The sequence below is a fragment of the Pseudomonas sp. 01L34 genome (assembly GCF_056400265.1).
The window spans coordinates 228,640-249,697 of the sequence record NZ_JBFTSX010000005.1 but is presented as its reverse complement, the minus strand read 5'-3'; the positions used below and the strand labels follow the sequence as shown (position 1 = coordinate 249,697).

General features: G+C 59.2%; 17 protein-coding genes. 14 read left to right on the top strand and 3 right to left on the bottom strand.

Annotated elements, in window-relative coordinates; all coding sequences use genetic code 11:
• Nucleotides 1-117 precede the first annotated feature (117 nt).
• Nucleotides 118-855 (bottom strand): 30S ribosomal protein S2, encoded by a 738-nt coding sequence (gene rpsB / locus AC1DQM_RS16625; protein WP_008052780.1) that lies wholly within the window; start codon nucleotides 853-855, stop codon nucleotides 118-120.
• Nucleotides 856-1,227: 372 nt separating this feature from the next.
• On the opposite strand from rpsB, the gene map reads away from it, so the two are divergent.
• The 8 genes from map (at nucleotide 1,228) to AC1DQM_RS16585 (ending at nucleotide 10,702) form a co-directional block, all read left to right on the top strand.
• The gene (gene map, locus AC1DQM_RS16620; RefSeq protein ID WP_018927020.1) at nucleotides 1,228-2,010 is read left to right on the top strand and encodes a type I methionyl aminopeptidase; all 783 of its coding nucleotides are present in this window, start codon (nucleotides 1,228-1,230) and stop codon (nucleotides 2,008-2,010) included.
• A gap of 45 nt (nucleotides 2,011-2,055) precedes the next feature.
• Complete coding sequence (locus AC1DQM_RS16615; protein WP_064620056.1) at nucleotides 2,056-4,758, top strand: [protein-PII] uridylyltransferase; 2,703 nt, start codon at nucleotides 2,056-2,058, stop codon at nucleotides 4,756-4,758.
• Nucleotides 4,759-4,975: 217 nt separating this feature from the next.
• The gene (gene dapC, locus AC1DQM_RS16610) at nucleotides 4,976-6,175 is read left to right on the top strand and encodes a succinyldiaminopimelate transaminase (protein ID WP_064620059.1); all 1,200 of its coding nucleotides are present in this window, start codon (nucleotides 4,976-4,978) and stop codon (nucleotides 6,173-6,175) included.
• Nucleotides 6,176-6,448: 273 nt separating this feature from the next.
• On the top strand, nucleotides 6,449-7,171 hold the full coding sequence (locus AC1DQM_RS16605; RefSeq protein ID WP_158245527.1) for a M12 family metallopeptidase: 723 nt from the start codon (nucleotides 6,449-6,451) through the stop codon (nucleotides 7,169-7,171).
• A 399-nt stretch (nucleotides 7,172-7,570) separates the two neighbouring features.
• Complete coding sequence (locus AC1DQM_RS16600) at nucleotides 7,571-7,933, top strand: ArsC family reductase (protein ID WP_064620065.1); 363 nt, start codon at nucleotides 7,571-7,573, stop codon at nucleotides 7,931-7,933.
• Between the two features lie 33 nt (nucleotides 7,934-7,966).
• Nucleotides 7,967-9,001 carry a 2,3,4,5-tetrahydropyridine-2,6-dicarboxylate N-succinyltransferase gene (dapD, locus tag AC1DQM_RS16595; RefSeq protein WP_064620069.1) on the top strand — a complete coding sequence of 345 codons (1,035 nt, stop codon included), beginning with the start codon at nucleotides 7,967-7,969 and terminating at the stop codon, nucleotides 8,999-9,001.
• A 94-nt stretch (nucleotides 9,002-9,095) separates the two neighbouring features.
• The gene (locus AC1DQM_RS16590) at nucleotides 9,096-10,301 is read left to right on the top strand and encodes an aminotransferase class V-fold PLP-dependent enzyme (RefSeq protein ID WP_477746519.1); all 1,206 of its coding nucleotides are present in this window, start codon (nucleotides 9,096-9,098) and stop codon (nucleotides 10,299-10,301) included.
• Nucleotides 10,298-10,702, top strand: a complete 405-nt coding sequence (locus AC1DQM_RS16585; protein WP_111454282.1) for a SufE family protein — start codon at nucleotides 10,298-10,300, stop codon at nucleotides 10,700-10,702. Before AC1DQM_RS16590 ends, AC1DQM_RS16585 begins: the two co-directional genes overlap by 4 nt.
• A gap of 41 nt (nucleotides 10,703-10,743) precedes the next feature.
• Here the strand turns inward: AC1DQM_RS16585 and tcdA are convergent, their stop codons facing one another.
• Nucleotides 10,744-11,556: a tRNA cyclic N6-threonylcarbamoyladenosine(37) synthase TcdA gene (gene tcdA / locus AC1DQM_RS16580; RefSeq protein ID WP_408981025.1), complete on the bottom strand. Its 813-nt coding sequence runs from the start codon at nucleotides 11,554-11,556 to the stop codon at nucleotides 10,744-10,746.
• 287 nt (nucleotides 11,557-11,843) lie between these two features.
• On the opposite strand from tcdA, the gene AC1DQM_RS16575 reads away from it, so the two are divergent.
• From AC1DQM_RS16575 to AC1DQM_RS16560, 4 genes are all read left to right on the top strand, one after another.
• On the top strand, nucleotides 11,844-14,432 hold the full coding sequence (locus AC1DQM_RS16575; protein ID WP_477746518.1) for a glycosyltransferase: 2,589 nt from the start codon (nucleotides 11,844-11,846) through the stop codon (nucleotides 14,430-14,432).
• A gap of 142 nt (nucleotides 14,433-14,574) precedes the next feature.
• Complete coding sequence (dapE, locus tag AC1DQM_RS16570; protein ID WP_138866260.1) at nucleotides 14,575-15,726, top strand: succinyl-diaminopimelate desuccinylase; 1,152 nt, start codon at nucleotides 14,575-14,577, stop codon at nucleotides 15,724-15,726.
• Nucleotides 15,726-16,535, top strand: a complete 810-nt coding sequence (locus tag AC1DQM_RS16565; RefSeq protein ID WP_018927030.1) for a putative RNA methyltransferase — start codon at nucleotides 15,726-15,728, stop codon at nucleotides 16,533-16,535. Before dapE ends, AC1DQM_RS16565 begins: the two co-directional genes overlap by 1 nt.
• A 95-nt stretch (nucleotides 16,536-16,630) precedes the next feature.
• Nucleotides 16,631-17,008, top strand: coding sequence for a hypothetical protein (locus AC1DQM_RS16560; RefSeq protein WP_018927031.1), 378 nt, complete (start codon nucleotides 16,631-16,633; stop codon nucleotides 17,006-17,008).
• Between the two features lie 92 nt (nucleotides 17,009-17,100).
• Here the strand turns inward: AC1DQM_RS16560 and AC1DQM_RS16555 are convergent, their stop codons facing one another.
• Nucleotides 17,101-17,310, bottom strand: a complete 210-nt coding sequence (locus AC1DQM_RS16555; protein ID WP_007940478.1) for a cold shock domain-containing protein — start codon at nucleotides 17,308-17,310, stop codon at nucleotides 17,101-17,103.
• Nucleotides 17,311-17,547: 237 nt separating this feature from the next.
• Between AC1DQM_RS16555 and plsB the strand changes: the two genes are divergently transcribed.
• Both plsB and AC1DQM_RS16545 read left to right on the top strand, forming a co-directional pair.
• Nucleotides 17,548-20,052, top strand: coding sequence for a glycerol-3-phosphate 1-O-acyltransferase PlsB (plsB, locus tag AC1DQM_RS16550; protein ID WP_477746517.1), 2,505 nt, complete (start codon nucleotides 17,548-17,550; stop codon nucleotides 20,050-20,052).
• Between the two features lie 45 nt (nucleotides 20,053-20,097).
• Nucleotides 20,098-20,787, top strand: coding sequence for a DUF4197 domain-containing protein (locus AC1DQM_RS16545; protein ID WP_007940472.1), 690 nt, complete (start codon nucleotides 20,098-20,100; stop codon nucleotides 20,785-20,787).
• The last annotated feature ends 271 nt before the right edge of the window (nucleotides 20,788-21,058 follow it).

Below are 21,058 nucleotides of genomic sequence, written 5' to 3'. Positions count from 1 at the left end.
CCTTGTTAGCTGCCGCACGTTACAGATAAAGCAGTGGGCGCCGACAAATGGTTTTCGAGGTGGCAAAAAGGGGGCCAAGCCCCCTTTTTGCTTACTGAGTCAACGCCAGGGCGTCAATTACTCAGCTGCAGCCTGAGTTTCTTCAGCTGCGAATTCTACAGTGCCGCCAGCAACATTGTTGCGACCACGGATAACAGCGTCAGCCATCGAACCCATGTACAGCTGGATAGCGCGGATTGCGTCATCGTTGCCTGGGATGATGTAGTCAACGCCTTCCGGGCTGCTGTTGGTATCGACTACGCCGATAACCGGGATGCCCAGCTTGTTGGCTTCGGTGATCGCGATGCGCTCGTGATCAACGTCGATAACGAACAGAGCGTCTGGCAGACCGCCCATGTCCTTGATACCACCCAGGGAACGATCCAGCTTCTCAAGATCGCGAGTGCGCATCAGCGCTTCTTTCTTGGTCAGCTTGGCGAAAGTACCGTCTTCAGCTTGCACTTCAAGGTCACGCAGACGCTTGATGGAAGCACGGATGGTTTTGAAGTTGGTCAGCATGCCGCCCAACCAGCGGTGATCGACGTACGGCGAACCGCAACGTGCTGCTTCTTCAGCAACGATCTTGCCAGCGGAACGCTTGGTGCCGACGAACAGAATCTTGTTTTTGCCCTGGGCCAGACGTTCTACGAAAGTCAGAGCTTCGTTGAACATTGGCAGGGTTTTTTCAAGGTTGATGATGTGAATCTTGTTACGCGCGCCGAAAATGTACTTACCCATTTTCGGATTCCAGTAACGGGTTTGGTGACCGAAGTGCACACCGGCCTTCAGCATATCGCGCATGTTGACTTGGGACATGATAGTTCCTTAATAAGTCGGGTTTGGCCTCCACGTATCCCAATGACCAACCAGCAGCATCAGCTGAAGGCACCCAGGTCATCGTGTCGACACGTGTGTGGATTTAAGCTTTTCAGGGTACCCCGGAAAGCGGCGCATTTTATATCACAAGGCCGGAAAAAACGGAACCCGCATTCTGAAAACCTGGCGAATGCTTTTGATCCCGCCCTTGGAATCCCCCAAGAATGCGCCATCCTATAGAGAGAAGCGATGCACAGAAGCTCAGATTTGCCCTGATCGTCTGGTAGAATTGCGTTTTTCAGGGCCGCGACGATCGTTCGCGCAATGCCCATTTCGTTTTAGAAGGCGCCATTGAGCGCAGAGAGAGCCTGTATGACCGTCACCCTCAAAACCCCAGAGGACATCGCAAAAATGCGGATCGCCGGCAAATTGGCCGCCGATGTGCTGGAAATGATTGCCGATTATGTCAAGCCGGGCGTTACCACCGAAGAGCTGGACCGCATCTGCCACGACTACATCGTCAACGAGCAGAAAGCCATTCCTGCCCCGCTCAACTACAAGGGCTTTCCGAAGTCGATCTGCACCTCGATCAACCACGTGGTCTGCCACGGCATCCCGAACGAGAAGCCGTTGAAGGATGGCGACACGCTGAACATCGACGTCACAGTGATCAAGGACGGCTACCACGGCGATACCAGCCGCATGTTCCACGTCGGCACCGTGCCAGTCTGGGCCGAGCGTCTGTCCCAGGTGACACAGGAATGCATGTACAAGGCCATCGAACTGGTCAAACCCGGCTGCCGCCTGGGCGATATCGGTGAAGTGATCCAGAAGCACGCGGAAAAGAACGGTTTCTCGGTGGTTCGCGAGTTCTGCGGCCACGGCATCGGCAAGGTGTTCCACGAAGAACCGCAGATCCTGCACTACGGCCGCGCCGGCACCGGCATGGAACTGAAAGCCGGCATGACCTTCACCATCGAGCCGATGATCAACCAGGGCAAGGCCGACACCAAGGTGCTGGGCGATGGCTGGACCGCGATCACCAAGGACCGCAAGCTGTCGGCGCAATGGGAACACACTCTGCTGGTGACCGATACCGGCTACGAGATCTTCACCCTGCGCAGCGACGATACCATCCCGCGCGTTTCGGCCTGATCCCGCCCGCGCCGTTCCCAGCCTTATAGAAAGGAAAGCCAATCGATGCCGCAGGTGGATCCCGAACTCTTCGACCGCGGCCAGTTCCAGGCTGAACTGGCCCTGAAGGCAAGCCCTATCGCTGCTTTCAAGAAGGCGATCCGTCAGGCCCGCGAAGTGCTCGACGAGCGGTTTCGCAGCGGCCGGGAGATTCGCCGGCTGATCGAGGATCGTGCCTGGTTCGTCGATAACATCCTGCAAAAGGCCTGGGAGCAATTCAACTGGAACTTCGAAGCCGACATCGCGCTGGTCGCGGTCGGCGGCTACGGTCGTGGCGAGTTGCACCCCTACTCTGACATCGACCTGCTGATCCTGCTGGGCGGCGCCGACCACGAAATTTTCCGTGATTCAATCGAGCGTTTTCTGACGTTGCTGTGGGACATCGGCCTGGAAGTCGGCCAGAGCGTTCGCTCGGTTGACGAATGCGCCGAGGAAGCCCGCGCCGACCTGACGGTGATCACCAACCTGATGGAAAGCCGTACCATTGCCGGTCCCGAGCGCCTGCGCCAGCGCATGCTGGACGTGACCAGCACAGAACACATGTGGCCCAGCAAGGAGTTCTTCCTGGCCAAGCGCGCCGAACAGAAAGCCCGTCACCACAAGTACAACGACACCGAATACAACCTGGAACCCAACGTCAAGGGCTCGCCCGGTGGCTTGCGCGATATCCAGACGATTCTGTGGGTTGCCCGTCGTGAGTACGGCACCCTGAACCTGCGGGCCCTGGCCGGCGAAGGTTTCCTGGTGGAGAGCGAGAACGCCCTGCTGGCTTCGTCCCAGGAATTCCTGTGGAAAGTGCGTTATGCGCTGCACATGCTCGCCGGCCGCGCCGAAGACCGCCTGCTGTTCGATCACCAGCGCACAATTGCCGGGCTGCTGGGTTTCGTCGGCAATGACGCCAAGCACGCCATCGAAAACTTCATGCAGCAGTACTACCGGGTGGTCATGAGCATTGCCCAGCTCAGCGACTTGATCATCCAGCACTTCGAAGAAGTGATCCTGGCCCCCGAAGACGAAGCACCGCCCCAGCCGATCAACTCGCGATTCCAGCTGCACGACGGCTACATCGAGGCGCGCAACAACAATGTGTTCCGCCGCACGCCGTTCGCCATGCTCGAAATCTTCGTGCTGATGGCCCAGCAGCCGGAGATCAAAGGCGTACGCGCCGACACCATCCGCCTGCTGCGCGAGAACCGTCATTTGATCGACGACGACTTCCGCAACGATATTCGCAATACCAGCCTGTTCATCGAATTGTTCAAGTGCAAGATCGGCGTCCACCGCAACCTGCGGCGGATGAACCGTTACGGGATCCTTGGGCGTTATCTGCCGGAGTTCGGCTTTATTGTCGGGCAGATGCAGCACGACCTGTTTCACATCTATACGGTCGATGCGCACACCCTGAACCTGATCAAGCACCTGCGTAAGTTGCAGTACACCCAGGTGTCGGAAAAATTCCCGCTGGCCAGCAAGCTCATGGCCAAATTGCCCAAGCCGGAGTTGATTTACCTGGCCGGCCTGTACCACGACATCGGCAAGGGCCGGCATGGCGACCACTCGGAAATCGGCGCAGTGGACGCCGAAGCCTTTTGCCAACGCCATCAGTTGCCGATCTGGGACAGTCGCCTGATCGTCTGGCTGGTGCAAAACCATCTCGTAATGTCGACCACTGCCCAGCGCAAGGACTTGTCCGACCCGCATGTGATCCACGATTTCGCGCAGATTGTCGGCGATGAAACCCGCCTCGATTATCTGTATGTGCTGACGGTTGCCGACATCAACGCGACCAATCCGACGCTGTGGAACTCCTGGCGCGCGAGCCTGTTACGCCAACTCTACACCGAGACCAAGCGCGCCTTGCGTCGCGGCCTGGAAAACCCGGTGGATCGCGAAGAGCAGATCCGCCAGACCCAAAGCGCGGCGCTGGACATTCTGGTACGCGGCGGCACCGACCCGGACGACGTCGAGCAGTTGTGGGCACAACTGGGCGATGACTACTTCCTGCGTCACACCGCCGGCGACGTAGCCTGGCACACTGATGCAATCTTGCAGCAGCCGGCCGACGGCGGCCCGCTGGTGCTGATCAAGGAAACCACCCAGCGCGAATTCGAGGGCGGTACGCAGATCTTCATTTATGCGCCGGACCAGCACGACTTCTTCGCCGTGACCGTGGCGGCGATGGACCAGCTCAACCTGAACATTCACGACGCCCGGGTCATCACCTCCAGCAGCCAGTTCACCCTCGACACCTATATCGTGCTCGACACCGATGGCGACTCGATCGGCGACAACCCGGCGCGGGTCAAGCAGATCCGCGAAGGCCTGACCGAAGCCCTGCGCAATCCGGACAACTACCCAACGATTATCCAGCGTCGGGTGCCGCGTCAGCTCAAACATTTTACCTTTGCGCCACAGGTGACAATCCACAACGATGCCCAACGTCCGGTGACCGTGCTGGAACTCAGCGCACCCGACCGTCCTGGGTTACTGGCGCGGATCGGCACGATCTTCCTCGAGTTCGACCTGTCGCTGCAGAACGCCAAGATCGCCACCTTGGGCGAGCGCGTGGAAGACGTGTTCTTCATCACCGACGCCAACAATCAGCCGCTGTCCGACCCCTTGCTGTGCAGCCGCTTGCAGGATGCAATCGTCAAACAGCTGAGCGTCAACCAGGAACCCGATATCAAACATTCGCGCATCAGCATCTGAATCAACCCAATCCCCCTGTGGGAGCGGGCTTGTGTGGCGAGGGGGCTTGCCCCCGTTGGGCTGCGAAGCGGCCCCAAAAACCTGCTGGCGCGGTGTTTCAGGTACACCGCATACAATGGTTTTACGACTGCTGCGCAGACGAACGGGGGGGGCAAGCCCCCTCACCACAACAAGCCCCCTGCACCACATTAGTCCTCCCATATTGAACGAGGCCCCCATGAACAACGCTCTGAACCAGTTGCAGCCCTACCCGTTCGAAAAGCTCCGCGCCCTGCTCGGCAGCGTCACGCCAAATCCGGACAAACGCGCCATCGCGTTGTCCATCGGCGAACCGAAGCATCGCTCGCCAAGCTTTGTCGCCGAAGCCTTGGCAAGCAATCTGGATCAGATGGCCGTATACCCGACCACCCTCGGCATCCCGGCCCTGCGTGAAGCGATCGCCGCATGGTGCGAACGCCGTTTCAGCGTTCCAAATGGCTGGCTCGACCCCGCGCGCAACGTGCTGCCGGTCAACGGCACCCGCGAAGCGTTGTTCGCATTCACCCAGACCGTGGTCAACCGTGGTGAAGACGCGCTGGTGGTCAGCCCGAACCCGTTCTATCAGATCTACGAAGGCGCGGCGTTCCTGGCCGGAGCCAAGCCGCATTACCTGCCATGCCTTGACGAAAACGGCTTCAACCCGGATTTCGACGCTGTTTCGCCAGACATCTGGAAGCGTTGCCAGATCCTGTTCCTGTGCTCGCCGGGCAACCCGACCGGCGCGTTGATCCCGGTTGAAACCCTGAAAAAACTGATCGCCCTGGCCGACGAATACGATTTCGTGATCGCCGCTGACGAGTGCTACAGCGAACTGTACTTCGATGAACAGACCCCACCACCCGGCCTGCTCAGCGCCTGCGTTGAACTAGGCCGCAAAGATTTCAAGCGTTGCGTGGTGTTTCATAGCCTGTCCAAGCGTTCCAACCTGCCAGGCCTGCGTTCGGGCTTTGTGGCCGGCGATGCAGACATCCTCAAGGGGTTCCTGCTGTATCGCACTTACCACGGCTGTGCGATGCCGGTTCAAACGCAACTGGCCAGCGTTGCCGCGTGGAACGACGAAGTGCATGTGCGGGCCAACCGTGCGCTGTACCGTGAGAAATACGATGCGGTATTGGAAATCCTCAGCCCGGTGATGGATGTGCAGCGCCCGGATGGCGGTTTCTATCTGTGGCCAAACGTAAATGGCGACGACGCGGCGTTCTGCCGGGATCTGTTTGCCGAGGAACACGTGACGGTCGTACCAGGGTCTTACCTGTCTCGCGAAGTGAACGGCTCAAACCCCGGAGCAGGCCGAGTACGTATGGCGCTGGTTGCACCGTTGGCAGAATGCATTGAAGCCGCAGAGCGAATTCGCGCGTTTATTACACGCAATAAATAACTCATATAAGCTCCGCACTATGCAATGTAGTGCGGAGCATCATCAACCAAGCCATTTATTCAATAACACCTCCACACCCAGCACACACAACAACACCCTCCCCCCGCAAAAACAAACTTACACATCCCTTTCGCTCGCCAATTGACGACACCAAGCAACACACACTATAAAACCCGCCTGATCATTAGACCAAAACAAAATCACATAGATAAACAAACCAATGCATCTCCAATAACGGAGACCTCAAACAACACACTCACAAGGATGACGAGTATGAACTTATGCAAGTGCATTGAGCCCGATGATATTCAGGCTTCTTATGATGCGGCAATCAATGAAGACCTAGCGAACGCGCCCCAGACAATACCAGGAGGCCGACAAAAACGCGCTGTAGGCGACCACACCAAATTCTGGAAAAAAGGTCGGACACTAAAAGTGGCTTTTCTGAGCACAAACCGTTGGTTCATCGAGGCCACACAAGGAGCAATCCACCAATGGATACCTGCCGTCTTTGACGTTCGCATCCTTTTCGTCGAAGGTTCAGAGGGTGATATCCGGATATCTGACGACTTCCATTCAGGGAATTGGTCCGTTGTTGGCACTGACGCGCTGCTTGTACCGAAAGATGAACCGACCATGAATTTGCAATGGCAAGGACTAAATCAAGTTTTCTTCGGTAACGTGCTGCATGAGTTTGGTCACGCTCTTGGGCTTAAACACGAACATCAACATCCAGATGCCAATATTAACTGGAACGAAACTGCCGTTTACGAATTCATGAGCCGAACACAAAAATGGTCAAGAGAGGAGATCTATTCCAACCTGTTAAAAAAATTGGAAAAACCAAAAACCCGAACATCGCCTTATGACCGCACCTCAATCATGCACTACCCTATCCAGGCTGAACTTACTCTCGACGGTGTAGCGATAGCGCGTAACAATCGCTTATCTGCAAACGACGTAAAGCTGATGACAGAAATTTACAGCGGGAGATAAACCCAAACACTGTCAGGGGTGGATAAGCTGCCTCTGACAGTCAATATAAAGCTACACATTATAGAGCCTTATACTTCATCCACACCGTCAATAAAAACCCAGCCAACGCTGCTTCAACCATCAGGTCTCGACGCAAGCGCTCGCTCGTCAGCTACTCAAAGCTGTGGGCAAACGGCCGTACACTCAACATCGCGCATAAAGCGCGGTTCACGAGCAATCGACAGCATTGAAGTGCCATATTAGCGGCTTAGACTGCAGGCCGATCGTTGCACCTATGTCGTATAGAACAGTCGATTGCCAAGACAAAAAGACAAACCCGACCACAGTCGACGCGAAACTGTCCGGTCATGGCATAATCCGTCACCTTTTATTTTCAGCACCTGCAAAGGGGGCAATTCCTTGACCGTTTCAAGCAAAACGTTGCACCTTTTCGGCATCAAAGCCTGCGACACCATGAAAAAGGCGCGCACCTGGCTCGATGAACACGCTGTCGGCTATGACTTCCATGATTACAAAGCGGTCGGAATCGACCGTGAACACCTGACCCAATGGTGCGAGGAGCACGGCTGGCAAGTGGTGTTGAACCGTGCAGGCACGACCTTTCGCAAGCTCGACGACGAACGCAAAGCCGATCTCGACCAGCCGAAAGCCATCGAACTGATGCTCGCACAACCCTCGATGATCAAGCGCCCGGTGCTCGATCTCGGTGACAGAACCCTGATTGGCTTCAAGCCAGATATCTACGCGGCCGCACTCAAGTAAGGCAGCCCGTTCCATTTTGTTAGAGGTATCAACATGTCCACTACCCTGTTCAGCCTGGCCTTTGGTGTCGGCACTCAAAACCGTCAAGGCGCATGGCTGGAAGTGTTTTACGCGCAGCCACTGCTCAATCCGTCGGCCGAACTGGTCGCTGCCATTGCACCGGTTCTGGGCTACACCGAAGGCAATCAGGCCATCGCCTTCAGCACTGCTCAGGCATCGCAACTGGCTGAAGCGCTGAAAAGCGTCGACGCTGCACAAGCTGCGCTGCTGACCCGTCTGGCCGAGAGCCACAAGCCGCTGGTCGCCACGCTGCTGGCCGAAGACGCACAGCTGAGCTCCACGCCTGAGGCTTACCTCAAGCTGCACCTGCTGTCCCACCGCCTGGTCAAGCCGCACGGCCTGAACCTGGCCGGGATCTTCCCGCTGCTGCCGAACGTGGCCTGGACCAGCCAGGGTGCGATCGACCTGTCCGAACTGGCCGAGCATCAACTGGAAGCCCGCTTGCGCGGCGAGCTGCTGGAAGTGTTCTCCGTGGACAAGTTCCCGAAAATGACCGACTACGTGGTACCGGCCGGCGTGCGTATCGCTGACGCGGCACGTATTCGTCTGGGCGCCTACGTGGGCGAAGGCACCACCGTGATGCACGAAGGTTTCGTTAACTTCAACGCTGGCACCGAAGGCCCGGGCATGATCGAAGGCCGCGTGTCGGCTGGCGTGTTCGTCGGCAAGGGTTCGGACCTGGGCGGCGGCTGCTCGACCATGGGCACCCTGTCGGGTGGCGGCAACATCGTGATCAAGGTGGGCGAAGGCTGCCTGATCGGCGCCAATGCCGGTATCGGCATCCCGTTGGGCGATCGCAACACCGTTGAGTCGGGCCTGTACGTGACAGCCGGTACCAAGGTTGCGCTGCTCGACGAAAAGAATCAGCTGGTCAAAGTGGTCAAGGCCCGTGAATTGGCCGGTCAACCTGACCTGTTGTTCCGTCGCAATTCGGAAACCGGTGCCGTGGAGTGCAAAACCCACAAGTCGGCCATCGAACTGAACGAAGCGCTGCACGCTCACAACTAAGCAGAGCGTCAAACGATCACCTTGTAGGAGCGCCGCATCGCTCGCTCCTACAAGGTCAGGCGTACACCCGCCCATGTCACCAGGGCCGAACAACATGATGATTCCTTCTCCCTGGCGCGCCGATTTTCCGGCCATCGCCGCACTGCAACGGCAAGACCAGACCTATCTGGACAACGCCGCCACCACGCAAAAACCTCAAGCCCTGCTGGATGCCCTGGCGCATTACTACGCCAACGGCGCGGCCAACGTGCATCGGGCGCAACACTTGCCTGGCGCCCATGCCACCCAGGCGTTCGAGGACAGCCGCCGCAAAGTTGCGCAATGGCTCAATGCCGGCGATTGCGGGCAGATTATCTTTACCCACGGTGCGACTTCCGCGCTGAACCTCCTGGCCTATGGCCTGGAACACCTTTTCAATCCAGGCGATGAAATTGTCATCAGCGCTCTGGAGCATCACGCCAACCTGTTGCCGTGGCAGCAACTGGCCCACCGTCGCGACCTGAAGCTGGTGATCCTGCCGCTGAATGTCGATGGTTTGATCGACCTGGATGTCGCCGCGCAATTGATCGGTCCGCGAACCCGTTTGCTGGCGGTCAGCCAGCTGTCCAACGTGCTGGGCGCCTGGCAACCGTTGCCCGCGCTGTTGGCGATGGCCAAGGCACACAACGCGCTGACCGTGGTCGATGGCGCTCAAGGCGTGGTTCATGGTCGGCACGACGTGCAGGCACTGGGCTGCGACTTCTACGTGTTTTCCAGCCACAAACTCTATGGCCCCGATGGCCTGGGCGTGCTGTTCGGGCGCAACGAAGCGCTGCTACAGCTGCGCCCCTGGCAGTTCGGCGGCGAAATGGTGCTGGACGCCAACTACCACGATGCTCGTTTTCGGTCCGCACCGCTGGGGTTCGAGGCCGGTACGCCGCCGATCGCCAGTGTGATCGGTCTGGGCGCAACGCTGGACTACCTGACCGGGCTGGATCAGGACGCAGTGTCCGCCCACGAAGCGGCGCTGCATGACTATTTACTCAAAGGCCTGGAAGCGCGCAACGGCATTCGCCTGCTGGGCAAACCGCAGCTGGCGCTGGCCAGTTTTGTCGTCGAGGGTGTGCATAACTCTGATTTGGCGCATTTGCTGACCGAACAGGGCATCGCCGTGCGCGCCGGTCATCATTGCGCCATGCCGTTGCTCAAAAGCTTTGAACTGGCCGGGGCGATTCGGGTGTCGTTGGCGCTGTACAACAATTCCGAAGACCTTGAGCGCTTTTTCGAAGCACTGGATCAGGCCCTGGAGTTGTTGCGATGACCTTGCCCGTCGATGCCGTTACAGCGCTGGACACGTTTCAGCAGGCGGCGAGCTGGGAACAGCGGGCGCGACTGTTGATGCAGTGGGGCGACCGTCTGCCAGCGTTGAGCGATGTGGATAAAGTCGACGCCAACCGCGTGCATGGTTGTGAAAGCCAGGTCTGGCTGGTCGGCACGTTGCAGGACGGGCACTGGCAATTTAGCGCCAGCAGCGATGCGCGATTGATTCGCGGGTTGGTGGCGTTGCTGCTGGCGCGGGTCAACGGGTTGTCCGCAGTTGAGTTGCAACAGGTGGATTTGGCGGATTGGTTCAGTCAGCTGGGGCTGGGTCGCCAGTTGTCCCAGTCCCGTAGCAATGGCTTGAATGCGGTGTTGCAGCGGATGCGTGAGCTAGCGCACTGATCGTTCCCACGCTCTGCGTGGGAACGATCGAACCACAACCATTAAACCTGAGGTTTGATCCGATCCGCCGGACGCCGCACGCCCGCCACAATCTTATCCACAGCCTTGGTCGCCGCGACCATGCCAAACGTCGCCGTCACCATCATCACCGCGCCAAAGCCCCCGGCGCAGTCGAGCTTCACGCCGTCCCCGACAAAACTCTTCTGCAGGCAAATGCTGCCATCGGGTTTCGGGTAGCGCAGTTGCTCGGTGGAAAACACGCACGGCACGCTGTAGTGGCGGGTCACGGTACGGGAGAAGCCATAGTCGCGGCGCAATGTAGAGCGCACTTTCGACGCCAGCGGATCGTTGAACGTGCGATTCAGATCGCAGACCTGGATCAGCGTCGGGTCGATCTGCCCTCCCGCGCCGCCGGTGGTGATGATCTGGATCTTGCGCCGCTTGCACCAGGCAATCAGCGCCGCCTTGGCGTTGACACTGTCGATGCAGTCGATCACGCAGTCGATGTTCGGCGTGATGTATTCGGCCATGGTTTCGCGGGTGACGAAGTCCGCCACCGCATGCACCGTGCAGTCCGGGTTGATCCCGCGCAGGCGCTCGGCCATCACCTCGACCTTGGGCTTGCCGACGGTGCTGTCCAGCGCATGCAGCTGACGGTTGACGTTGCTGACGCAGACGTCGTCCAGGTCGAACAGCGATATCTCGCCCACGCCACACCGGGCAACCGCTTCCGCCGCCCAGGAACCGACACCACCGACGCCGACGATCGCCACATGGGCCGCACGCAAGCGCGCCATGCCTTCAATGCCATACAAGCGGGCGATACCAGCAAACCGCGGATCTTCTGTACTCATGACCATTACCCCAAAAACCGGCGCGCATTATAGGGCTGTCGGCGGCCAAGAGCATCTTTGCACTATGAACGGCGGTGTCGACTGCTTTAATTGACAAAAAATTGATCGGAATTGGACTACAACGCTCTGGTCAAAGAACTTAAGTCGACCTGGATTGCCCAATGTCGGGCGTTTCCCTGTTCGCTGTACGGTCAGAGAACCTCCAGTGTAGGATGCGCGCCCCTGCCACCTGGCAGCCGGCCGCCAACCGTTCCTTCGTTCCACAGCCTTTGGAACCCGAAAAAGCTATGTCATCGCGTAAATTTGGACTCAACCTGGTAGTGGTTCTAGCAATCGCCGCCTTGTTCACCGGTTTCTGGGCGTTGGTCAATCGCCCGGTCTCCGCCCCCAACTGGCCTGAACAGATCTCCGGCTTCTCGTACTCGCCGTTTCAACAAGGCCAGTACCCGCAGAAAGACCAGTATCCGACCGACGATGAAATGCGTCGCGACCTGGAGATCATGAGCAAGCTGACGGACAACATCCGGACCTACTCGGTCGACGGCACGCTGGAGGACATTCCCAAACTGGCGGAAGAGTTCGGCCTGCGGGTGACCCTGGGGATCTGGATCAGCCCGGACCAGGAGCGCAACGAGCGCGAGATTCAGCGCGCCATCCAACTGGCCAACACCTCCCGCAGCGTGGTTCGCGTCGTGGTCGGTAACGAGGCAATCTTCCGCAAGGAGATCACTGCTGCCGAGCTAAGCGTGATCCTGGATCGTGTGCGCGCAGCCGTTAAGGTTCCGGTCACCACCTCCGAACAGTGGCACGTCTGGGAAGAACACCCGGAACTGGCCAAGCACGTCGACCTGATCGCAGCTCACGTTCTGCCCTACTGGGAGTTCATCCCTGTGGACAAGGCCGGCCAGTTCGTTCTCGACCGCGCCCGTGACCTGAAAAAGATGTTCCCGAAAAAACCGTTGCTGCTCTCCGAAGTCGGCTGGCCGAGCAACGGCCGTATGCGCGGTGGCGCCGATGCGTCGCCGGCGGACCAGGCCATTTACTTGCGCACACTGGTCAACAAGCTTAACCGCCAGGGTTTCAACTACTTCGTGATCGAAGCATTTGACCAACCGTGGAAGGCCACTGACGAAGGCTCGGTAGGCGCGTACTGGGGCGTGTTCAACGCCGCGCGTCAGCAGAAATTCAACTTCGAAGGCCCGGTGGTCGCGATCCCGCAATGGCGTGTGCTGGCGATCGGCTCGGCCGTGTTGGCCCTGCTGTCCCTGACCTTGCTGATGATCGACGGCTCGGCCCTGCGCCAACGTGGTCGTACCTTCCTGACCTTTATCGCGTTCCTCTGCGGTTCGGTGCTGGTATGGATCGGTTACGACTACAGCCAGCAATACAGCACCTGGTTCAGCTTGACGGTGGGTTTCCTGCTCGCCCTCGGTGCACTCGGGGTGTTTATCGTTCTGCTGACGGAAGCCCATGAACTGGCCGAAGCGGTCTGGACCCACAAACGCCGGCGTGAATTCCTGCCCGTGGTGGGCAAATCAGACTACCGACCGAAGGTGTCGATTCACGTGCCGTGCTACAACGAGCCGCCGGAGATGGTCAAACAGACCCTCAACGCGCTGGCCAACCTCGACTATCCGGACTTCGAAGTCCTGATCATCGACAACAACACCAAGGACCCGGCGGTCTGGGAACCGGTGCGTGATTATTGCGAAACTCTTGGCCCACGCTTCAAGTTCTTCCACGTCGCACCGTTGGCCGGCTTCAAGGGTGGCGCACTGAATTACCTGATTCCCCATACCGCCAAAGATGCCGAAGTGATTGCGGTGATCGACTCGGACTACTGCGTTGACCCGAACTGGCTCAAGCACATGGTGCCGCACTTCGCCGACCCGAAAATCGCCGTGGTGCAATCGCCACAGGATTACCGCGATCAGAACGAAAGCACCTTCAAGAAGCTCTGCTACGCGGAATACAAAGGCTTCTTCCACATCGGCATGGTCACCCGCAACGACCGTGACGCGATCATCCAGCACGGCACCATGACCATGACCCGGCGCTCGGTGCTCGAGGAACTGGGCTGGGCCGACTGGTGTATCTGTGAAGACGCCGAACTGGGCCTGCGTGTGTTCGAAAAAGGTCTGTCGGCGGCGTACTACCACACCAGCTACGGCAAAGGCCTGATGCCCGATACCTTTATCGACTTCAAGAAACAGCGTTTCCGCTGGGCCTATGGCGCGATTCAGATCATCAAGCGTCACACCGCCAGCCTGCTGCGCGGCAAGGACACCGAGCTGACCCGTGGCCAGCGTTACCACTTCCTCGCAGGCTGGCTGCCGTGGGTGGCGGACGGCATGAACATCTTCTTCACCGTCGGCGCGCTGTTGTGGTCGGCGGCGATGATCATCGTGCCGCAACGGGTCGATCCACCGCTGCTGATTTTCGCGATCCCGCCATTGGCGCTGTTCGTGTTCAAGGTGGGCAAGATCATCTTCCTGTACCGCCGCGCGGTCGGGGTCAACCTGAAAGACGCCTTCTGCGCCGCGTTGGCCGGGCTGGCGTTGTCGCACACCATCGCCAAAGCGGTGCTGTACGGTTTCTTCACCAGCAGCATTCCGTTCTTCCGCACACCGAAGAATGCCGATAACCACGGCTTCTGGGTGGCGATTTCGGAGGCTCGCGAAGAGCTGTTCATCATGCTGCTGCTGTGGGGCGCGGCACTGGGCATCTTCCTGGTGCAGGGTATACCAAGCAACGACATGCGCTTCTGGGTGACCATGTTGCTGGTGCAGTCGCTGCCGTACCTGGCGGCGCTGATCATGGCGTTCCTGTCGTCGCTGCCCAAACCTTCGGTAGAAGCTGCGCCGGTACCGGCGTAATCCGTTATTAGATAACGTCAAACGGCGGCCTTCGGGCCGCCGTTTTGCTTTAGAATGATCGCCTTTTTCAATGCCAACAAACTCGGTAGGAGCTGCTTCGGCAGCTCCTACATGTTTACCGTGCGCACCTCGGAGTTCTTACATGACGGCCCACGCCGACCTTTCGCCGACACTTCAACTCGCCATCGACCTGATCCGCCGTCCATCCGTGACGCCGGTCGACGCCGATTGCCAGAAGCAGATGATGCAGCGCCTGGGCGATGCCGGTTTTATGCTGGAGCCGATGCGCATCGAAGATGTGGATAACTTCTGGGCGACCCACGGCAAACATGACGGTCCGGTGCTGTGCTTCGCCGGTCACACCGACGTGGTGCCGACCGGTCCGGTTGCGGCCTGGCAGATCGATCCGTTCAACGCGGTGATCGACGAACACGGCATGCTCTGCGGCCGTGGCGCGGCAGACATGAAAGGCAGCCTTGCGTCCATGACCGTGGCGGCCGAGCGTTTCGTCGCCGACTATCCGGATCACAAGGGCAAGGTCGCGTTCCTGATCACCAGCGACGAAGAAGGCCCGGCCCATCACGGCACCAAGGCTGTGGTCGAGCGCCTTGCCGCCCGCAAGGAACGTCTGGACTGGTGCATCGTCGGCGAGCCGTCGAGCACGACCCTGGTGGGTGACGTGGTCAAGAACGGCCGTCGCGGCTCCCTCGGCGCCAAATTGACCGTGCGCGGTGTGCAGGGCCACGTGGCGTATCCGCACCTGGCGAAGAACCCGATCCACCTCGCCGCCCCGGCACTGGCCGAACTGGCCGCCGAGCACTGGGACCACGGCAACGATTTCTTCCCGCCGACCAGTTTCCAGATCTCCAACGTCAATTCCGGCACCGGCGCGACCAACGTGATTCCGGGTGATCTGGTGGCGGTATTCAACTTCCGCTTCTCCACCGAGTCCACCGTCGAAGGCCTGCAAAAGCGCGTCGCCGACATTCTCGACAAGCATGGCCTGGACTGGCACATCGACTGGGCGCTGTCCGGCCTGCCGTTCCTCACCGAGCCAGGCGCGCTGCTCGACGCGGTGTCGGCGAGCATCAGGGACATCACCGGTCGTGACACCAAAGCCTCCACCAGCGGCGGCACTTCAGATGGGCGCTTCATCGCGACCATGGGCACCCAAGTGGTTGAACTGGGCCCGGTCAACGCGACGATCCACCAGGTCAACGAGCGTGTACTGGCGGCCGACCTCGACGTGCTGACCGAAATCTACTACCAGACCCTGATCAAGTTGCTCGCCTGATGCTCGCCTGCCCGATCTGCAGCGAACCGCTGAACGCGGTGGACAACGGCGTGGCCTGCCCCGCCGGGCACCGTTTCGACCGTGCGCGGCAGGGTTACCTGAACCTGCTGCCGGTGCAGCACAAGAACAGCCGTGACCCTGGGGATAACCAGGCGATGGTCGAAGCCCGTCGCGACTTTCTGAACGCCGGCCATTACGCGCCGGTGGCCAAGCGTCTGGCGGAACTGGCGGCCGGTTATGCGCCGCAGCGCTGGCTGGACATCGGTTGTGGCGAGGGGTATTACACCGCGCAAATCGCCGAAGCCTTGCCCAACGCCGATGGCTATGCCCTGGACATTTCCCGGGAAGCGGTCAAACGCGCCTGCAAACGCAACCCTGCGCTGACCTGGTTGATCGCCAGCATGGCGCGGGTGCCGTTGGCCTCGGGCAGTTGCCAGTTTTTGGCCAGCGTGTTCAGCCCGCTGGACTGGGAAGAAGCCAAACGTCTGCTCAGCCCCGGTGGCGGCTTGATGAAAGTCGGGCCGACCAGCGGCCATCTGATGGAATTGCGTGAGCGGCTGTACGACGAGGTGCGCGAGTACACCGACGACAAGCACCTGGCGCTGGTGCCGGAAGGCATGGCGTTGCAACACAGCGAAACCCTGGAATTCAAACTGACGCTGGTCAATGGTCAGGATCGCGCGAATCTCTTGGCGATGACACCTCACGGCTGGCGCGCCAGTGCCGAACGCCGGACAGCAGTCATTGAACAAGTGGAACCGTTCGAGGTCACCGTTTCGATGCGCTACGATTATTTCGTTCTGCAGTAGTAGTTAGAGAACAACTTTAATTTTTGGTCTTGAGTAAAGGCTCAAGGCCGGCTAAATCCGCGAATGGATTTTTCAGACCCGCAGTGAGGACATCCATGCGCCAACCGGACATCGAGATTTACCTGAAAGACGCCGACGTCGATCACAAAGCCATCGCGGCCTGGCTCGGCGCGGCTCTAGGCCCGTGCACCGACTGGGTTCAGAAAGGCCAGACCTATAAGTGCAAGGCTGGTAGCGTGCCAGTGACCTGGCTGCCCAAAGCCGTAGGCAAATGGAACAGCCTGTACCTGGAAAGCGACCAGACCCCATGGGAAGACGACATCGCTTGCGCCCGCGCCGCATTTGCCGCACTGAACGTCGAAGTGCGTTGTGCGCCGGGTAGCTGGGTCGAGGAAGAAGGTGAGGAAACGGCAGATCGCTGGATTCGCATCAGTGTCGATGGTGAAGAAGAGATCACCTGGAAAACCGCGTAAAACGAAAAAGATCGCAGCCTTCGGCAGCCCCTACAGAGTTTTGTGTACCTCTGCCGGAGCTGCCGAAGGCTGCGATCTTTTGATCTTAAGCTTTACAGACCTACAACATCCTCAGCCTGCAACCCCTTCTGCCCTTCCACCACCGCATATTCAACCTGCTGACCTTCAGTCAGCGAGCGATGCCCTTCGCCACGGATCGCGCGGTAGTGCACGAACACGTCCACCCCGTCCTGGCGCTGAATGAAGCCATAACCCTTGGCGTCGTTGAACCACTTCACGTTGCCGGTTTCGCGTGTTGCCATCTGTTCATACTCCCTTTTTATTATTGAATGGGCTTTTCGCAGGAAAGCCTTGAGGAACGTCAGCCTGCATCCGACGTCCATTGAAGGGCCCCGGCGACAGACCGCCGAGTATATGACAGGTGCGAAAACTCTCAACAGGAGTTTACTTCGCTGCTTTTTTGCCGATTTTCGATGAATCCGGCACACTATCGCCCGCCCGAGCAACTGCTCGGTTTTATTCACTCACGCAGAAGCCGTATGACCCGTTCCCCGTTCCGCCGTCTTGTGTTTGGCACCCTGCGCCGACTGCTGTACCTCTGGGTTCGCTCGGAGACGATCAACCAGTCGTCGTTCACCCTTAACCTCGACCGCAGCCGGCCGGTGTTCTACGTCCTGCAAAATCCTTCGCTGACCGACCTTGCCGTGGTCGATACCGAATGCAGCAAGGCCGGCCTGCCCCGTCCGGTATTGCCGGTATCAGTGGGCGCGCTGGTGGAGCCCGCCGCGTTCTTTTACCTGACACCGGATCCCGACTGGCTCGGCCGTCAGGACAAACGCGGTGCGCCGCCGACCCTGACCCGTCTGGTCAGCGCCCTGAGCCAAAACGCCGCCGAAGACGCGCAGATCATCCCGGTCAGCGTGTTCTGGGGCCAGTCGCCAGACAGCGAGTCGAGCCCATGGAAGCTGCTGTTCGCCGACAGCTGGGCGGTCACCGGACGGTTGCGCCGGTTGCTGAGCATCATCGTGCTGGGGCGCAAGACCCGGGTGCAGTTCTCGGCGCCGATCCATCTGCGCGAACTGATCGAACACAACAAGGGCCACGAGCGCACGGTGCGCATGGCCCAGCGGATTCTGCGGGTGCACTTCCGCAATCTGAAAGCCGCGGTGATCGGCCCGGACATTTCCCACCGGCGTAACCTGGTAAAAGGCCTGCTCAACCAGCCGCTGGTCAAGCAAGCGATCCTCGACGAAGCCGAGCGCGAAAACATCTCCCCGGAAAAAGCCAAGGCCCAGGCCTTGCGCTACGGAAACGAAATCGCCTCCGACTACACCTACACCGCGATCCGCTTCATGGAAGTGGTGCTGAGCTGGTTCTGGAACAAGATCTACGACGGGATCAAGGTCAACAACATCGAAGGCGTGCAAAAGGTCGCCCCGGGTTACGAAGTGATCTACGTCCCCTGCCACCGCAGCCACATCGACTACCTGCTGCTGTCCTATCTGCTGTTCCGCAACGGCCTGACCCCGCCGCACATCGCCGCCGGGATCAATCTCAACATGCCGGGGATCGGCGGTCTGTTGCGTCGCGGCGGTGCGTTCTTCATGCGCCGCACCTTCAAGGGCAATCCGCTCTATACCTCGGTGTTCAACGAATACCTGCACACTCTGTTCACCAAAGGTTTCCCGGTCGAGTACTTCGTCGAGGGTGGCCGTTCACGCACCGGGCGCATGCTGCAACCGAAAACCGGGATGCTCGCGATCACGCTGCGCAGCTTCCTGCGCTCGTCGCGCATGCCGATCGTGTTCGTGCCGGTGTACATCGGTTACGAGCGCGTGCTGGAAGGCCGTACCTACCTCGGCGAATTGCGTGGCGCGAGCAAGAAGAAAGAATCAATCTTCGACATCTTCAAAGTCATCGGCGCGCTCAAACAGCGCTTCGGTCAGGTCGCGGTGAACTTCGGTGAGCCGATCAAACTGGCGGAGTTCCTCGACAGCGAACAGCCAGACTGGCGCCAACAGGCACACGGCCCGCAATTCAAACCGGCCTGGCTCAACGAGACCACCAACCGCCTTGGCGAGAAAGTCGCGCAGCATCTGAACGAAGCGGCGGCGATCAACCCGGTGAATCTGGTAGCCCTGGCGCTGCTGTCCACCAGCCGCCTGGCCCTGGACGATCGCGCCATGGCGCGGGTGCTCGATTTGTATCTGGCGCTGTTGCGCAAGGTTCCCTACTCGCCGCACACCACCCTGCCGGACGGTGACGGCCGCGCGCTGATCGAACATGTGAAGGACATGAACCTGCTGTCTGAGCAGAACGATGCGCTGGGCAAGATTCTGTACCTGGACGAACAAAACGCCGTCCTGATGACCTACTACCGCAACAACGTGTTGCACATATTCGCGTTGCCGTCGCTGCTGGCGAGTTTCTTCCAGAGCGCGTCGCGCATGAGCCGCGAGCAGATCCTGCGCTACACCCGTGCGCTGTACCCGTACTTGCAATCGGAGCTGTTCATTCGCTGGACACTGGACGAACTCGATGGCGTGATCGATCAGTGGCTCGAAGCCTTCGTCGAGCAAGGCCTGCTGCGTTTCGAGAAGGACGTGTACCTGCGCCCGGCACCAAGTTCGCGGCATTTCGTATTGCTGACGCTGCTGTCGAAAAGCATTGCCCAGACCTTGCAGCGCTTCTACATGACCGTTTCCCTGCTGCTCAACAGCGGCCAGAACAGCATCAGCGCCGAAGAACTGGAAGACCTGTGCACCGTCATGGCCCAGCGCCTGTCGATCCTCCACGGCCTGAACGCCCCGGAGTTCTTCGACAAGAGCCTGTTCCGTCATTTCATCCAGACAATGCTGGACCTCGACGTGCTGCACCGCGACGAAGCCGGCAAGCTGAGCTACCACGAACTGCTGGGGGAACTGGCCGAAGGTGCGGCCAAACGGGTGCTGCCAGCGGAGATTCGCTTGTCGATCCGTCAGGTGGCACTGCATCGCAGTGAAGATGCGGCGGACCAAGTCGCGACGGCGGCGCAAACCGACTAAATTTCAACATCGTTCCCAACCTTATTTACGAACAAGGAAGCCACCATGCTCCGCCCTACCCTTCGCTTCGCCGGCCTGTGCGCAGGCTTGATGATTTGCGCCAACGCCCTGGCACTGTCACTCAGTGACCTGTCGCAACAAGACGCCACCGGCGGGCTCAAGGACGCCCTGACCCAAGGCGCGCAGCTGGCCGTCAAACAACTGGGCACACCCGGCGGCTTCAGCAACAACCCGGACGTGAAAATCGAACTGCCGGGAAAACTGGGCAAGGTCGCCAAGAAAATGAAACAGTTCGGCATGGGCGATCAGGTCGATCAACTGGAAACCAGCATGAACAAGGCAGCTGAAGCGGCGGTAACGCAGGCTCAGCCGATTCTGGTGGATGCGGTGAAGAAGATGACCGTGGAAGATGCCAAGGGGATTCTCAGCGGCGGCCAGGATTCGGCCACTCAGTACCTGAGCAAAACCAGCCGCGAACAGATCCGTACCAAGTTCTTGCCGATCGTCAAGCAAGCCACCGACCAGGTGGGTTTGGCTCAACAATACAACGCGTTCGCCGGGCAAGCCGCGACGCTGGGTGTGCTGGATGCGAAAAATGCCAACATCGAAAGCTACGTTACCGAGCAGGCGTTGAACGGGTTGTTCGAGATGATTGGCAAACAGGAAGAAACCATTCGCAAGAACCCTGCGGCAGCGGCGACCAGTTTGGCGAAGAAAGTTTTCGGCACACTCTAAACCCAATGGCAGCGGGCCTGTGGCGAGGGGGCTTGCCCCCGTTGGGCTGCGAAGCAGCCCCAAATTCTCTGATGTACCAAAGATCTTGTGAGTGCTACGCACTCAAACGGGGCGGGGCGGCGTTCCGACAAGCCCCCTCGCCACAGGCCCGCTCCCACATGGACTGCACTTGACTGACGGGCATTACCCACGTCCCGCGCCCGATCATCCCTAATGGGCGGCCGTCACAATTTGTCTCATCTTCAGTTATGCTCGCCGTTCGTCGTGAACG

Bases quoted from the DNA above. Each gene is read 5' to 3' on its own strand.
- AC1DQM_RS16545 (WP_007940472.1), top strand. From the start codon at position 20,098: ATGCTCCGCCCTACCCTTCGCTTCGCCGGCCTGTGCGCAGGCTTGATG.
- dapC (WP_064620059.1), top strand. From the start codon at position 4,976: ATGAACAACGCTCTGAACCAGTTGCAGCCCTACCCGTTCGAAAAGCTC.
- AC1DQM_RS16605 (WP_158245527.1), top strand. From the start codon at position 6,449: ATGAACTTATGCAAGTGCATTGAGCCCGATGATATTCAGGCTTCTTAT.
- AC1DQM_RS16560 (WP_018927031.1), top strand. From the start codon at position 16,631: ATGCGCCAACCGGACATCGAGATTTACCTGAAAGACGCCGACGTCGAT.
- dapD (WP_064620069.1), top strand. From the start codon at position 7,967: ATGTCCACTACCCTGTTCAGCCTGGCCTTTGGTGTCGGCACTCAAAAC.
- plsB (WP_477746517.1), top strand. From the start codon at position 17,548: ATGACCCGTTCCCCGTTCCGCCGTCTTGTGTTTGGCACCCTGCGCCGA.
- AC1DQM_RS16555 (WP_007940478.1), bottom strand. From the start codon at position 17,310: ATGGCAACACGCGAAACCGGCAACGTGAAGTGGTTCAACGACGCCAAG.
- tcdA (WP_408981025.1), bottom strand. From the start codon at position 11,556: ATGAGTACAGAAGATCCGCGGTTTGCTGGTATCGCCCGCTTGTATGGC.
- AC1DQM_RS16565 (WP_018927030.1), top strand. From the start codon at position 15,726: ATGCTCGCCTGCCCGATCTGCAGCGAACCGCTGAACGCGGTGGACAAC.
- dapE (WP_138866260.1), top strand. From the start codon at position 14,575: ATGACGGCCCACGCCGACCTTTCGCCGACACTTCAACTCGCCATCGAC.
- AC1DQM_RS16615 (WP_064620056.1), top strand. From the start codon at position 2,056: ATGCCGCAGGTGGATCCCGAACTCTTCGACCGCGGCCAGTTCCAGGCT.
- AC1DQM_RS16585 (WP_111454282.1), top strand. From the start codon at position 10,298: ATGACCTTGCCCGTCGATGCCGTTACAGCGCTGGACACGTTTCAGCAG.
- AC1DQM_RS16590 (WP_477746519.1), top strand. From the start codon at position 9,096: ATGATGATTCCTTCTCCCTGGCGCGCCGATTTTCCGGCCATCGCCGCA.
- AC1DQM_RS16575 (WP_477746518.1), top strand. From the start codon at position 11,844: ATGTCATCGCGTAAATTTGGACTCAACCTGGTAGTGGTTCTAGCAATC.
- map (WP_018927020.1), top strand. From the start codon at position 1,228: ATGACCGTCACCCTCAAAACCCCAGAGGACATCGCAAAAATGCGGATC.
- rpsB (WP_008052780.1), bottom strand. From the start codon at position 855: ATGTCCCAAGTCAACATGCGCGATATGCTGAAGGCCGGTGTGCACTTC.